At 59.6% G+C, this 14,015-nt stretch carries 9 protein-coding genes; 6 read left to right on the plus strand and 3 right to left on the minus strand.

The window, feature by feature from the left end; translation table 11 throughout:
* Positions 1-81: 81 nt before the first annotated feature.
* On the minus strand, positions 82-267 hold the full coding sequence (locus AB4Z51_RS31895; RefSeq protein WP_063981754.1) for a hypothetical protein: 186 nt from the start codon (positions 265-267) through the stop codon (positions 82-84).
* Positions 268-803: 536 nt separating this feature from the next.
* On the opposite strand from AB4Z51_RS31895, the gene AB4Z51_RS31900 reads away from it, so the two are divergent.
* Positions 804-6,689, plus strand: coding sequence for an AAA family ATPase (locus tag AB4Z51_RS31900; protein WP_441498725.1), 5,886 nt, complete (start codon positions 804-806; stop codon positions 6,687-6,689).
* Here AB4Z51_RS31900 and AB4Z51_RS31905 read toward each other — a convergent pair.
* Positions 6,684-7,076 carry a response regulator transcription factor gene (locus AB4Z51_RS31905; RefSeq protein WP_063981756.1) on the minus strand — a complete coding sequence of 131 codons (393 nt, stop codon included), beginning with the start codon at positions 7,074-7,076 and terminating at the stop codon, positions 6,684-6,686. The two genes, AB4Z51_RS31900 and AB4Z51_RS31905, sit on opposite strands and share 6 nt — an antisense overlap.
* Before the next feature lie 222 nt (positions 7,077-7,298).
* Between AB4Z51_RS31905 and AB4Z51_RS31910 the strand changes: the two genes are divergently transcribed.
* The 5 genes from AB4Z51_RS31910 to AB4Z51_RS31930 all read left to right on the plus strand — a co-directional run bounded on the left by AB4Z51_RS31910 (position 7,299) and on the right by AB4Z51_RS31930 (position 13,067).
* Complete coding sequence (locus AB4Z51_RS31910; protein WP_135214190.1) at positions 7,299-7,934, plus strand: response regulator transcription factor; 636 nt, start codon at positions 7,299-7,301, stop codon at positions 7,932-7,934.
* 363 nt (positions 7,935-8,297) lie between these two features.
* Positions 8,298-9,188 (plus strand): LysR family transcriptional regulator, encoded by an 891-nt coding sequence (locus AB4Z51_RS31915; RefSeq protein ID WP_135214191.1) that lies wholly within the window; start codon positions 8,298-8,300, stop codon positions 9,186-9,188.
* A 389-nt stretch (positions 9,189-9,577) separates the two neighbouring features.
* Positions 9,578-9,979, plus strand: coding sequence for an SPW repeat domain-containing protein (locus AB4Z51_RS31920; protein ID WP_135214192.1), 402 nt, complete (start codon positions 9,578-9,580; stop codon positions 9,977-9,979).
* A gap of 246 nt (positions 9,980-10,225) precedes the next feature.
* Positions 10,226-11,821 carry a GMC family oxidoreductase gene (locus AB4Z51_RS31925; RefSeq protein ID WP_135214193.1) on the plus strand — a complete coding sequence of 532 codons (1,596 nt, stop codon included), beginning with the start codon at positions 10,226-10,228 and terminating at the stop codon, positions 11,819-11,821.
* Between the two features lie 88 nt (positions 11,822-11,909).
* Positions 11,910-13,067 carry an adenylate/guanylate cyclase domain-containing protein gene (locus AB4Z51_RS31930; RefSeq protein ID WP_135214194.1) on the plus strand — a complete coding sequence of 386 codons (1,158 nt, stop codon included), beginning with the start codon at positions 11,910-11,912 and terminating at the stop codon, positions 13,065-13,067.
* A gap of 49 nt (positions 13,068-13,116) precedes the next feature.
* Here the strand turns inward: AB4Z51_RS31930 and AB4Z51_RS31935 are convergent.
* Positions 13,117-14,015 (minus strand): helix-turn-helix transcriptional regulator (locus tag AB4Z51_RS31935; protein ID WP_441498726.1); only part of this gene is annotated, 899 nt, incomplete at its 5' end.

The following is a 14,015-nucleotide window of genomic DNA, read 5'->3' on the forward strand; positions in this document are numbered from 1 at the left end:
TGACGTTGGCAGCCCCAGCTTAGCAGCCGCTGGGCCGCTGCCGCGACGCCTATTCGACGGCTCACGCATTTCACGTGTGGTCTAGCGGCGGATCGAGCAATCCCTTGCACCGTCGAGCGAAGCCTTCTTGGCTCGCCGCTCGTGGTCGTCGGCAAGAGCCTTCAGCTGAGCCGCAATCACGTGGTCCGTCATGGCTTTGGCAGAGCGAAGCAAGGTCTTCGCTGTCCTCAAATATTCTTTGCCTCGCTGTGAGATATGAAGCGTCATGACGCCCTCGCGTGGTTTTCGGGCGACTGGTCGAAGCGTGTTGGAACCAGCCCATCCAATTGTGCTCACCTTGGTGGCGTGCCCTGAAGCGATCGACGCATCTCGGACCTCCTGGCCTGCGATCGTTCAACAGAACGCCGACTTCGGCCGGTATCGAGGATGGGGGCGATCGGTTGCAGATTGTGTTCAAGCCAGTTGAAAGGAAAGTCACCTCTCGCCATGGAGTTGATAGCCGATCGTTATCGGAACGGCTGGGGCGCGCCTGGGATTCTGCGGCGAGAGAGCGGCGCTCGTTCCACGGGGATTTCGATCGAGCGGAACTCTCGATCCATTGCTTTACCGGCGAATTTCGCGGCAATAAGGCCGGCTTCTGCGAGGGGGATCCCTATAGCCGTATCCGGTCGGACCGGGGATCGGCTGGCATTTCTCGGGCGACGGAGTACGATTTCTCCCGGCGGGGGAGAAACCGCGCGTGTGGCGCGCGAAGCGCTTGATTGGCCGACTTCAGGCCGAAGCCCGACGCCGGAGTCTGACAGATGGTGCGGCAGTCGCTGAACGTCGCATACTCGGATGGTAGTTCCCAGGTGTTGTGGGAGGATGGCGAGCGCGTGTTTAGCCGCGGCTGGCGAGTGGACGACAATGGCAACCGGCTCGCCGTCCTGCTCGTTGCTCCCGCCGCCGATCACCCGTCCCGGTCAAGACTCGATCGTCTCACGCACGAATACGAGCTGAAGGATGAACTCGACGGGCCATGGGCGGTGCGGCCGCTGGCCCTCATGCGCGACGCCGGTCGGACCGTGCTAGTGCTCGATGATCCAGGCGGCCAGCCGCTCGAACATTTGCTCGGTGAGCCCATGGAGGTAGCGCGCTTCCTGTGCCTGGCTATCGCCGTTACCTCAGCCTTGGGCAAGCTTCATCAGCGCGGGCTCATCCACAAAGACATCAAGCCAGCTAATATCGTGGTGGACTGCGCGGATGGACACGTGCGTCTCACCGGGTTTGGCATCGCATCGCGCCTGTCCCGCGAGCGGCAGGCGCCCGAGCCGCCCGAGACCATCGCCGGTACGCTCGCTTACATGGCACCCGAACAAACCGGGCGGATGAACCGCTCGATCGACGCCCGCAGCGACCTCTACGCCCTCGGCGTCACGCTGTACCAGATGCTCACGGGCGTGCTGCCCTTCACGGCGGCCGATCCGATGGAATGGGTGCACTGCCATATCGCAAGACGACCGGCGCCGCCCAGCGAGCGGTTAAAGAGCCTCCCAGGCTCCGTCTCTGCGATCATTATGAAGCTGCTCGCCAAGACTGCCGAGGAGCGTTACCAGACGGCTGCAGGCGCCGAGAGCGATTTACGGCGCTGCCTCGCCGAATGGGAAACCCGAGGCGATATCGACGAATTTCCGCCCGGGGAACATGACACTCCGGATCGGCTGCTGATCCCCGAGAAATTGTATGGTCGGACAGCCGAGATCGATACCCTGCTTGCCTCCTTCGACCGTATCGTTGCCGGCGGCAGGCCGGAGTTGGTCCTCGTTTCCGGATACTCCGGCATCGGCAAATCCGCGGTCGTTAACGAGCTTCATAAGCGGCTTGTTCCGCCCCGCGGTCTTTTTGCGTCGGGCAAGCTTGATCAGTACAAACGCGACATCCCCTACGTCACCCTTGCGCAGGCCTTTCAGAGCCTGATCCGCCCTCTCTTGAGCAAGACCGAAGCGGAGTTGCGGAAATGGCGGGAGGCGCTGCTCGAGGCGCTCGAGCCGAACGCTCGGCTCATTGTCGATCTCGTTCCGGAATTGAAGCACATCATCGGCGAACAGCCACCGGTCCCCGAACTGCCGCCACAGGACGTGCAGGGTCGCTTTCAGCTGGCGTTCCGGCGATTCATCAGTGTATTCGGGCGACCGGAACATCCGCTCGCCCTGTTCCTTGATGATCTCCAATGGCTCGATGCAGCAACGCTCGATTTGCTTCAGGATCTGTTGACCCGGCCGGATGTACAGAACCTGTTGTTGATTGGCGCTTACCGCAACAACGAAGTCGATCCCGTCCATCCGCTGATACGCAAGCTTGAAGCGATCCGCCAAGCCGGAGCGATACTACACGACATCGTATTGGCGCCCTTATCCTGTGAAGATCTGGGACAATTAATCGCGGATTCCGTTCACAGCGAACCGGAGAAAATCGCGCCGCTGGCACAGCTGATTCACGAAAAGACAACCGGCAATCCGCTTTTCGCTATTCAGTTCATTTCTGCGCTCGCCGACGAAGCATTGCTCACTTTCGATTATGACGAGGCGCGATGGTGCTGGGACCTGAATCGCATTCACGCCAAAGGTTACACCGACAATGTGGTGGACCTTATGGTGGGGAAGCTGAACCGTCTGTCCGCGGAAACCCGGAACGCACTGCAAAAGCTCGCCTGCCTGGGCAACGACGCAGGGGCCGCCATGTTGCGGATCGCTTACCAGGACTCCGGGGAGGAGATGCACGGGCAGCTTTGGGAAGCGGTGCGAGCAGGGCTGATCTTTCGTTCAGAGGATTCCTACAAGTTTCTCCACGACCGTGTCCAGGAAGCGGCCTACTCCTTGATTCCGGAGGAATCGCGTGCCGAAGCCCATCTCCGAATAGGGATGCTGCTCGCAGCGCAGACCCCCCCAGAGAGGTTGGAGGAGACGATCTTCGAAATCGTCAATCAGCTCAACCGCGGCTCGCATTTCATCACGTCAACTGAGGAGCTTGAGCGGGTCGCTGAGTTGAATTTCATTGCAGGTAAACGCGCAAAGACCTCGACGGCATATGCCTCGGCGCTGAACTACCTAGTCTCCGGCGTAGCACTGCTGCCAGGGGACTCCTGGGAGCGCCAGCACGACCTGATCTTTGAGCTGGAGTTGCACCGGGCCGAATGTGAATTCCTCACTGGTGCACTGGCGGAAGCCGAGCAGCGCCTGGCGATGCTGTCGGCCCGTGCCGCAACGACGATCGAACGAGCCCGCGTGACGTGCCTGCAGGTGGATCTTTACACGACCCTGGATCAGGGCAGTCGCGCGATCGCAGTCGGTCTCGACTATCTCCGCCACCTGGGTGTTGACTGGTCGGCGCACCCGTCGGAAGACGAGGCAAGGTGCGAGTATGACCGGATCTGGTCCCAACTCGGCTCCCGCGCGATAGAAACCCTGATTGATCTGCCTTTGATGAGCGATCCCGTATCGCTCGCGACCCTTGATGTGCTGACGAAGCTCGGGCCGCCGGCCCACTATACAGATGCGAAACTACGTTCGATGGTCATCTGTCGAGCAGTCAATCTCAGCCTCGAGGGCGGCAATTGTGACGGGTCGTGCTACGCCTATGCAGTGCTTGCCAGGCTTGCTGGACCGGAATTCGGCGACTACCAGGCGGGGCTTCGATTCGGCCGTCTCGGCTATGAACTGGTCGAACAGCGCGGGCTAAAGCGCTTCCAGGCCAGGACCTATTTGAACTTTGGATACTTACTCATGTTCTGGACGAGACATGTCCGGGAAGGTCGTGATCTGCTGCGACGTGCGTTTGAGACAGCAAACCAGATAGGTGACCTCACTTTTGCGGCGTACTACTACACCCACCTGAACACGTATCTTCTCGCGGCGGGCGATCCGCTCGATATCGTGCAGGTCGAGGTCGAGCATGGTCTTGCGTTCGCGCGGAACATGCGGTTCGGCTTTGCGATTGACTCCATTGCCGGCCAGCTAGGGCTGATCCGGACGCTCCGCGGCTTGACGCCGATTTTCGGTTGCTTTGACGATGGGCAGTTCAACGAACTCCTACTGGAGTCTCGTTTCCGCAAGAACCCGGATCTGGCGTTGGCCGAGGGCTCGTATTGGACCCGCAAGCTGCAGGCACGTTTCTTTGCCGGCGACTATGTGGGTGCCCTCGAGGCCTCATTGAGGGCGCAACAGCTGCAGCCGACATCGGCGTCTTTTTTCGAATGCGCGGAATATCACTTTTACAGTGCGCTCTCCAGAGCGACATCCTGCGAGTCCGCGGCGGCCGGCCAACGGCAGGAGCATGTCGAGGCACTGGCTGCGCACCACCGACAGCTCGAGGTCTGGGCGATGGCTTGCCCGGACAACTTCGAGAACCGCGCCGCACTCGTCGGGGCGGAGATCGCCCGGATCGAAGGCCGCGCGCTCGATGCCGAACATCTTTACGAGCACGCTATCCGCTCGGCACACACGCATGGCTTGGTCCACAACGAGGCGCTCGCCAACGAAGTCGCCGCACGCTTTTATGCCGCACGCGGGTTCGAGAAGATCGCACATGCCTATCTGCAGGACGCGCGGTACGGATACATCCGCTGGGGAGCCGACGGCAAGGTGCGCCAACTCGACGAGTTGTATCCGCACCTCAGGAAGGAAAAGCCAGTTGCAGGCCCCACAAGCACGATCGGGGCACCCGTCGAACAACTGGATCTATCTACGGTTATCAAAGTCTCGCAAACCGTGTCGGGCGAGATCGTCCTGGAAAAGCTGATCGACACGCTGATGCGCACGGCGATTGAGTACGCGGGTGCCGGGCGAGGTCTGTTGATCCTTGCGGTCGGCGATGGGTACCGGATTGAGGCGGAAGTCACGATCAGCAATGATATGGTGACCGTCGGTCAGCGACAAGCAGGTGTAACCGCTGCAAATCTACCGGAGTCCATTCTACACTACGTGATCCGGACAAAAGAGAGCGTTCTTATCCACGATGCCGCCGCCGCGAACCCGTTTTCCGCCGATGAGTACATCCATAAGCATCACGCCCATTCAATTCTCTGCCTGCCGTTGCTCAAACAAGGCAGACTGGCCGGCGTACTCTACCTAGAAAACAACTTGGCGGCCCACGTTTTCACACCCGACCGCGTCACAGTCTTGAAGGTGCTTGCGTCGCAGGCGGCCATCTCGCTCGAAAATTCGCGGCTTTATGACGACCTCGCGGATCGGGAAGGGAAGATCAGGCGTTTGGTCGACGCCAACATCATTGGGATCCTCATTGCCGATCGCGAAGGACGGATCCTCGAAGCGAATGACGCGTTTCTACGCATCGTAGGATATGACCGTGCGGACTTGGTTTCGGGCCGCGTGCGCTGGACCGAGCTGTCCCCGCCCGAATGGCGCGAGCGGGACATACTGACTCAGGCAGAACTGAACTCAGCCGGAATAGTTCGACCCTTCGAGAAGGAGTATGTTCGGAAGGACGGCAGCCGCGTTCCCGTGCTTATTGGCGCTGCTCTGTTCAAGGAAGGAGGCGACGAGGGCCTTGCATTCGTGCTCGATTTGACGGAGCGAAAGCGCGTCGAGGAAGCGCTTAGCCAGGCACAAAGACTCAGCCGCACCGGCTATTGGATCTACAACGCCACAACGATGCGTTACCTCTATTGGTCGGACGAGAGTTACAGGATCTGGGGGGTTGATCCGTCGCAGGGCCTTCCTAGTCGGCAAGGTATTTGGGAACGTATTCACCCAGAGGACCGCGACAGAGTGTGGGGCGCGGTTCAGGAGGCCGTGCAACAAAAGAGAGACTTCGTGGCCGAGTTCAGACTTCTCCTACCCGATGGAACAATCAAATGGGTCGAAGGAACCAGCTATCATGTGTTTTCGCCCAGGGGCGCGCTGGCTGAGGTTATCACCACAACCGTCGATGTGACGGAGCGAAGGCGGGCGCAGGACGAACGTGAAAAGCTGCGTCAGTTCGAACTGGATTTCGCCCACATGAACCGCGTGAACATGATGGGAGAATTGGCGGCCTCGCTGTCTCACGAAATTCTGCATCCGATCGCTACCGCTCGTAACAACGCCCGCGCAGGGATGCGCTTTCTGGAGATGAAACCGCCAAATCTGGATGAGACCAGGGAAGCGCTTGCTTGCGTCGTGAGGGACACTGACCGCGCCAAGGATATCGTCGGACGGATGCGTGATCACATCAAGAAAGCGCCTCTGCGAAAGGAGCGTTTTGATCTCAATTCGGCTATCAACGAAGTGATTGTACTGGCGCAAAGCGCAATTCACAGGAACAGCGTTTCGGTCCAAACCCGGCTCGCGGATGGACTGCTTCCGGTTATGGGGGATTGCGTTCAGCTGCAACAGGTATTGCTGAACTTGATCCTGAACGCGGCCGAAGCGATGGGCTTGGTTGAGGAAGGGGCGAGAGAGCTATTGATCAGCACCAGGGAGGATCAGACCGGCGCCCTCGTAGCCGTACGGGATTCGGGGCGGGGCATTGATCCGGGGCATTTCGATCGAGTCTTCGACGCCTTTTACACCACGAAGTCCGGTGGAACAGGGATGGGGTTGTCGATATGCCGTTCCATCATCCAAGCACATGGAGGCAAGTTGTGGGCGGAAGCGAACGAACCTCGCGGCGCTGTATTTCAGTTTACCCTGCCGGCGGACAACGACTCATGAATTATCTTCAATCGGCGTACCCGACCGCAGAGCCGAGCGCACGCATCGCTCGAGAATGTCATCGTCCACTGGCTTGCTGAGATAGCAAATAACCCCGTCCTTCAGAGCCTGATCCCTGACAACCTCATCGGGGTAGGCGGTAACGAGGATCGTTGGGATTGCATACCCTGTATCGACCAAACGCCTGTGCAGCTCGACTCCGGTCATTCCGGGCATGTTAACGTCAGTGACCAAGCAGGCGGTTTCAGGCAGAGCCCGCGATGCCAGGAAATCGGCCGCCGACGAAAACGCTTCGACAGTATAGCCCAGCAGCATTATTAGCTTTCGCATTGACTCACGATGGGGCTGATCGTCGTCGACGACGGATATCAGTGTACGATGCAACATAGCGGCTTCCAGGCACTTCCGCCAGCCGGCGAGGCAGCGCCTCGCGCTGCATGCAACGTAGTGTCTCGGACATCCCTCAATAACGCAATGTCGACGTTCCTAAGCGATGGTTTAGGCGTCCGGCTATCCGCTCAGGCAAAATATTCTGTTCATCTCGATAGATTGTGCGTAGGGTGTGCCGGACTAGGCAAGAATGCGCTTCCCCAACGCAGGATACCGGGAATGGGTGAGGCAAATCCCAGTGTCTTGGTTATCGATGATGATCCCGAATTTCGCGATTCGGTCGCGCGACTGTTGCGGACAGTCGGCTTGGATGCCCGACAATTTTCGTCTGTTCCCGATTTTCTCGAGGCCGATCCGCCGGATGGTCCTACTTGCCTGGTGCTCGACGTAAGAATGCCGGGGCGAAGCGGTCTCGATCTTCAGAGCGAACTTGTCGCCGCAAACAGGCAAGTGCCTATCATCTTTATCACAGCCTACGCCGACGTGCCGATGACTGTGCAAGCAATGAAGAGCGGTGCGATAGAGTTCCTTACAAAGCCATTCCGAGATCAGGATCTGCTTGACGCCATCGATGCCGGACTCACTCGCGATCGTGCCCGACGTGAGAGTGACAGGGTGGTGGCTGCAATAAGGCGGCGCCTCGACACGCTCAGCCCCCGCGAGACTGAGGTCATGCTCCATGTCGTGGCTGGTCGCCTGAACAAGCAGATTGCCAACGATATCGGCATCGCCGAGTCCACGGTGAAAGTGCATCGCACTAACCTGATGCGGAAGATGAAAGCGCGTTCGGTCCCGGAACTCACCCGGATGGCGGACTGCCTCAATATAAAACTACAGCAGCTGCAGAACTTCTGAGCCTGAAAGGCGTGCCATCAGCACTTCCGTGCGAGGGTGCCGTCTACTCGCAAATCGCGTCCACCTCATTTCGCCGCGCCGCTGATCCTCTCCTTTAGGGGCCGATCCGGCCAACGGATTCGGGGCGCGAGGTTTACGCTCTCACTTCTAAGCGATCGCTTAGCACAAGCAGCGACAAGCGAACCTCATCATACCTCCGCGTAGTCGACCGAGGCGCCCCTATCCGTCAAAATGCGGCCGTTGACGGTCACCGAGTTCGCCTTCCCCCTCTTGGTGAACGACCACGAGCGCCCGAATCCGGGCAGGGCGACGCAAGGCCTGTCGGTAGAGACAGCCGCACCTTGACGGAGAACATAGCAGCCCATGGAGCTTCATCAGGTTCGCTACTTCCTCGCCGTCGCGTCCACGCTCAACTTCACCCGCGCGGCCGAGCAGTGCAACGTTACGCAGCCCGCTCTGACCAAGGCGGTGCAGAAACTCGAGCAGGAGCTCGGCGGCCAATTGATCTACCGCGAACGCCAGTTGACGCAGCTCACCGACCTTGGAAAAGAGGTCCTTCCGATGCTGGAGCGCACACTGGCCTCGGCAGAGGCGGTGCGTCGCCGAGCCCAGGAGTTCCAACGCAAGGAAGTCGCGCCACTGAGGATCGGCCTCGCCCCATCCATCTCGGCCTCGCTCGTCCTCGATCCGATCGCCGAGATCGCAAAGTTCGTTCCCGGACTTCACGTAGAGTTGCGTGAGGATGTGACGGAGAAGCTCGTCGACCTCTTGCTCGAGGGGGAGATCAATGCCGCAATGGTCGGCGACGTGCAGGACGTGCCCGCCCGCATCGACGACTGGTCGCTGTTCGAGGAGCGCTACGTCGCGGTTCTCGCGCCGACACACCGGCTCGCAAACCGTCCCTCGATCGGCATCGACGACCTCCGTGAGACCATCTTGCTGGAACGCGCCGGATGCGACATCACTCCGAAGATCCAACGGTCGTATTTCCCCGAGGAACCGCTCCACCTCGGCCACTGCAGCGGTCATGACTTGCACTTGCAGCACATGGCCGCCGCTGGCTTCGGCGTGATACTCGCGCCCGAGCACATGCCGCACCTTCCGACGCTCAAGACCATCCCGCTCGAAGGCGACCTGGTTTCGCGGGAGGTGCGGCTACTGGCAGTGCAGGGGCGCTGCTACTCGCCGGCGCTGGATGCGTTCGTCAAGTTCGCTCGCCTTCGCGATTGGTCGGTCGTCGCTCGGACGGCGTGAAATCGTCGAATGCGTCCAGCGCCCGGAAGAACATGCGGCGCATGCGTTCACTGCGGTTGGTTCAAAAGCCACCCAAATGCGCTACGCGAACAATGCTGACTTCCCAAGCTGTCCCTGACCTCGACAGCCGGACACTGAGCCACCACCGTCGGACTCGCGGTCGACGCGCCACGCTTACCCGCTTCCGTGGCGCCCGACGACTGGAATGGAAACGATAACGACCGGGCATTTCCAATGGTTGACGTGCCGGCCTACGCCTATTGCTTGTCTAACCGGATTGGCCCGTGCCGGAGTGCTTGCTGGCACAGGATTGCGTAATCTCTCTCTTGGGTGGATGCACTTTCCGCGTCGCAAGGACCCGCTCAAGTAATCGACCAGAGGAGTCTCCGATGTCGTTTCGCTTCATCACCAAGTCTATCCACGCCTACCTGATTGACTATCCTGTCGCGGTCGTCTTGATCGCCGCGCCGTTCGTGCTGGGGCTCGGTCAAAGCGGACCGGTTGCAGTCGAGCTCTCGGTCGTCGCCGGTGTGGCCGCGCTGCTCTTGGCCTCCCTGACCGACCATCCCACCGGGATCGTCCACATCATTCCCTACTGGCTGCACCTTTGGGTCGATCGCGCCGTCGGGGTGGTCTTTGTCATCGCACCGTTTGCCTTCAAATTCACAGGGCTCGACGCCTGGTACTACTGGGTCCTCGCTGCGGCTGTCCTGTTCACGACGTCAGTCCTGAACCCGCCTGAGAAGCCAGTTGCGATCCGTCCGGAATTGGGCAGGCGCGCAGCCGGCTGAAAGCTGCGATGGCGTCGTCGAGACGTCGCCAATGTTCGTCTGCAGCCGTCCATAGGACCTCGGGGGAGCGACAATAACGATCGCCTATCGACTCTATGGCGATAGGTGATTTCCCCCGCCGGCGTTGCAGGATCACTCTCCAAAGGCATGGTCCGATCAATCTCAGGATCAGGAGCTGCGATAGCGCCACATCAGCGATGGACGCTGATTGAACGATGCAAATTCTGTGAAAGAAAAACGACACTGATGTCCCACGAAGCCTACGATATTGTCATTGTTGGTGCAGGCGCAGCCGGTTGCGTCGTTGCGAGTTATCTTGCCGAACACACCGATGCGTCGATCGCGTTAATCGAGGCGGGCGACATGGATCGCGATCCGTTCATCCACATCCCAGCGGGCTTCGCCAAACTTCTGGCCCACGACCGGCATGTCTGGAAATACGAGACGGTTCCCCAGCACGGGACGAAGCGAGCATATCGCTCAGGCAAGGTACTCGGCGGCGGCTCCTCGATCAATGCGATGTGCTACGTGCGTGGTCAGATGCGCGATTTCGCCGCGTGGCAGGACGCGGTCGGCGACACCGGAAAATGGTCGTATGAAGACCTGCTTCCCGTCTTCATGGCGCAGGAGGACAACGACACCTTCCACGACGAGTATCACGGCATAGATGGTGGCCTGGCTGTCCAGTTGCCCAAGGGCATCAATAAGCTGAACCAATATTGCCTCAAGGCATTCCAGGAATATGGGATTCCCTATAATCCCGACTATAACGGCAAGAGCCAGATCGGCGTCTCGCCGGTGCAGTCGACGGTCGGAGACCAGCGCCGATGCAGCGCGGTCGACGCTTATCTTCGCCCGCACCTCACTTCGGGCCGCGTGGTCCTGCTCACCGGCAAGACCGTCGCTCGCGTCCTCGTCGAAAACAAGCGGGCTGTGGGCGTTGAGTTCATGGACACGAGCCTGAAGAGGATCATGGCCAGCGAAGTTGTGCTGTCGGCTGGCGCCGTCCATAGCCCGACGATCCTCATGCACTCAGGCATCGGGCCAGCCGAGCAGCTGCGTCAACACGGTATCGCGGTGATCGTCGATTCTCCGGCGGTAGGCGAAAATCTCCAGGATCACCCGATGGTACCGGTCCGTGTCTATGTGAAGGGTGATCTCGGCTATCAGGCTGCCGCGCAGGGTCTCGGCAGCGTGAAGGCCGGCCTGCGCTATCTCGTCACGAAGGACGGCCCGGCGTCGGGTAATGGCATCGAGACGGTGACACACTGGAATCCATCTGATTTCACCGCCGAGCCTACGATCCAATGCTATCACGCTCCTATCGTCTTGAACGAGCAGCTCGGCCCGGCGGGCGACCGCTCGGGCATCACTTTCGAACTCGTGGTGCTTCAGCCTAAGAGCCGCGGCTGGGTGCGGTTGGCCGACAGTGACCCGACGTCGATGCCCCTCATCAACCCGAATTTCGTTGGCGAAGAGGAAGACCTGAGGGCCGCGGTGGAATCAGTGCGCGCGATCCGCAAGGTCATGGCCCAGGAGTCGTTGGCGCCGGTGATCGAGGAAGAGATGGACCCCGGCCTGCACGTCCAGTCGGATGCGGAGATCCGCGAATGGGTGAAGCGCGTCGTGACGACAATGTGGCATCCGGTCGGCACCTGCCGGATGGGCCAGGATGCACGAGCGGTGGTTGACGCGAGGCTCAGGGTCCGCGGCGTCGACGGCCTGCGGGTAATCGATGCCTCGATCATGCCGAACATAACCAGCGGCAATACCAACGCTCCGACCCAGGCGCTTGCGCGCCACGCTGCGACGATGCTGGTCGAGGATCTGAAACGCACCTGAGGAGTTCTGGCGCGAGCAGGCGAGGCCGGCCTCCGGCCCACGCCGGCCGGGAAGCCGCGCGGGAGCTGACACCGGCCATGAGCGTCCAATGCGTATAGAAAGGTTCAGGTACCTGGCTCCTGCAGCCGTACTCGCGATCGGCATCTTTCTGGTCGATACCTTGTCATCACTGCAGTTCGCGGTCGCCTCGCTGTATGTTGTCGTCGTGTTGGTAGCTGCCCAGGATCTCGATCGCGGAGGCGCTGTCGTCGTCGGCTTAGTCTGCGCACTGCTTACCATCCTCAGCTATATTCTTACGCACGGCTTCGTCCCCAATGGGATCGCAGCGTTGCGATCCAGTGTTAGCCTGATCGCGCTCTTGGTCACGACAATGCTTGTGCTCCATAGACTTTCCGCCAACCAGCTCGTCAAGAAAGCAGAGCGCGAACGTATGAACCTGGCGCGCTTCTTCCCGCCAAGCATCGCTGAACAGCTCATCAAGGCGCGGACCCCTCTTTCGTTTACGCGTTGTCAGCGTGCAGCAGTCCTGTTTGTCGACATCGTCGGGTTCACTGACTTCTCATCCAACAGGCCTCCGGATGTCGTCGTCCAGGCGCTGCGACACCACTTGCGTATGTTCAGTGACGTGGTGTTCTCCCATCAGGGTTCGATCGACAAGTTCCTGGGTGATGGGTTGATGGCCTTTTTCGGCCCGCAGTTGACCAGCCTGCGCGACGCCACCAACGCTGCGGAGTGTGCGATCGAGCTCATCAAATCCGTCGATTCTTGGAACCGACGCATTGAGGCAAGAGACCAGTCGCTCCGTATTGCCGTCGGTATCCATTACGGCGAAGTCATCCATGGAGACGTTGGCAATGAGAAGAAATTGGAACTCACCCTGATCGGTGACACCGTGAATGTCGCTAGTCGGGTTGAAGCCCATTGCCGGGTATTGGAGGCTTCGGTGCTCGTCACCGGCGAGTTCATGGATGCATTGTCTGCGGAAGGGAGCGCGGAACTCGCCACTGCGTTTCGCGACGAAGGCGCACACATGTTGCGTGGCCGAAGAGATCCGGTCCGTCTTTTCAGTATTCGCAGGCTGTCGTGCGAGCAAGCCAACTGCGCTTGGCGGTCGCCTCGCCAGCGAAACTCATTGAATCACAGTGGGAATCGGCAAAACCAGGCCGACCTGTCCGGCTGCAGAGCCTTTAGATGTCGTGGGGGGACCGGTGGACCTTGCTTATCGTACAGGAAGCGCGATGCTTAGGGTGTCCATCGTAGAGCGCATAAGCCTACGAGCGGATCGCACCCCGTTCTCAAATATCCTTCCGTGCTTCGCCCTCCTTGGCGATCCGCCGATGGTCGCTCGGATCTCGATTGTACGCCTTTCGAAAAGCCCGTACAAAACTCGAACGGCTCTCGTACCCCGCATTAAGAGCCACTGCGTCGATCGACATCGTCGTTGTCGTCAAATCGATCGCGGCCTGGCGCATTCTTAAGTGTCGCAAGACAGCCATCGGGGATTGTCCAAAAATGTCCGAGAAGCGCGCCATGAACGCCGAACGACTCAATCCTGCACTGTGTGCCAAGCTTTGAACCGAATGAGCGGCTCCCGGCCGCGCCACCATATCTGCAAAAGCACGGGTGACCTGCCTGTCGGCAAGTATCGAGAACCGATCAGTCCACCGTCGGGATGACTTGAGCGACCGTCGTACCAACGAGACAACGATCTGCCTGAGCAGAGAAGCTGTCATGGCTCCAACGCCGACCTCTTGCTGTAACAACTCGTTCATTGCTTCGCGAAGCTTGAGATCAATCCTGTCCGCCGGCTCGAATTGCTCGATGACCGGTTCGCGGAGTTCTCCGAACAGCCTCACAGACTGACCAAAGGATGCGTTAAAAAAGCCGCATATCTGGACGATCTCTGGTTGCTCTTTCGGCACTGCGACGCGAAGGATGCCTTCTTGACGAGTCCAGCAGTCTCTCGAAATGAGCTTCGGAGGGCGATTTCCACCGTCAACCTCGATCATGAGCGGAGTGTTTGGCGGCACGATGATGAGTAAATGAGGGCTCAACGGTATCGTCGGCCCGCCATCAATTGATAGACGTCCCATGCCGCTTAAGTTGTAGTGGATCCCGGGTACGTCAATCGTCCCAAATTCGACTCGATGGCCTCGCGGCACCAAAATCTCGGTCATGGCGATGACATCTATGT

The sequence above is a fragment of the Bradyrhizobium sp. 2TAF36 genome, assembly GCF_052114925.1.
Taxonomy (GTDB): domain Bacteria; phylum Pseudomonadota; class Alphaproteobacteria; order Rhizobiales; family Xanthobacteraceae; genus Bradyrhizobium; species Bradyrhizobium barranii.

What these genes read in the sequence shown, in the direction of transcription:
- AB4Z51_RS31895 (WP_063981754.1), bottom strand. Translation starts at nt 267, where the DNA reads ATGACGCTTCATATCTCACAGCGAGGCAAAGAATATTTGAGGACAGCG.
- AB4Z51_RS31925 (WP_135214193.1), top strand. Translation starts at nt 10,226, where the DNA reads ATGTCCCACGAAGCCTACGATATTGTCATTGTTGGTGCAGGCGCAGCC.
- AB4Z51_RS31905 (WP_063981756.1), bottom strand. Translation starts at nt 7,076, where the DNA reads ATGTTGCATCGTACACTGATATCCGTCGTCGACGACGATCAGCCCCAT.
- AB4Z51_RS31920 (WP_135214192.1), top strand. Translation starts at nt 9,578, where the DNA reads ATGTCGTTTCGCTTCATCACCAAGTCTATCCACGCCTACCTGATTGAC.
- AB4Z51_RS31900 (WP_441498725.1), top strand. Translation starts at nt 804, where the DNA reads ATGGTGCGGCAGTCGCTGAACGTCGCATACTCGGATGGTAGTTCCCAG.
- AB4Z51_RS31915 (WP_135214191.1), top strand. Translation starts at nt 8,298, where the DNA reads ATGGAGCTTCATCAGGTTCGCTACTTCCTCGCCGTCGCGTCCACGCTC.
- AB4Z51_RS31910 (WP_135214190.1), top strand. Translation starts at nt 7,299, where the DNA reads ATGGGTGAGGCAAATCCCAGTGTCTTGGTTATCGATGATGATCCCGAA.
- AB4Z51_RS31930 (WP_135214194.1), top strand. Translation starts at nt 11,910, where the DNA reads ATGCGTATAGAAAGGTTCAGGTACCTGGCTCCTGCAGCCGTACTCGCG.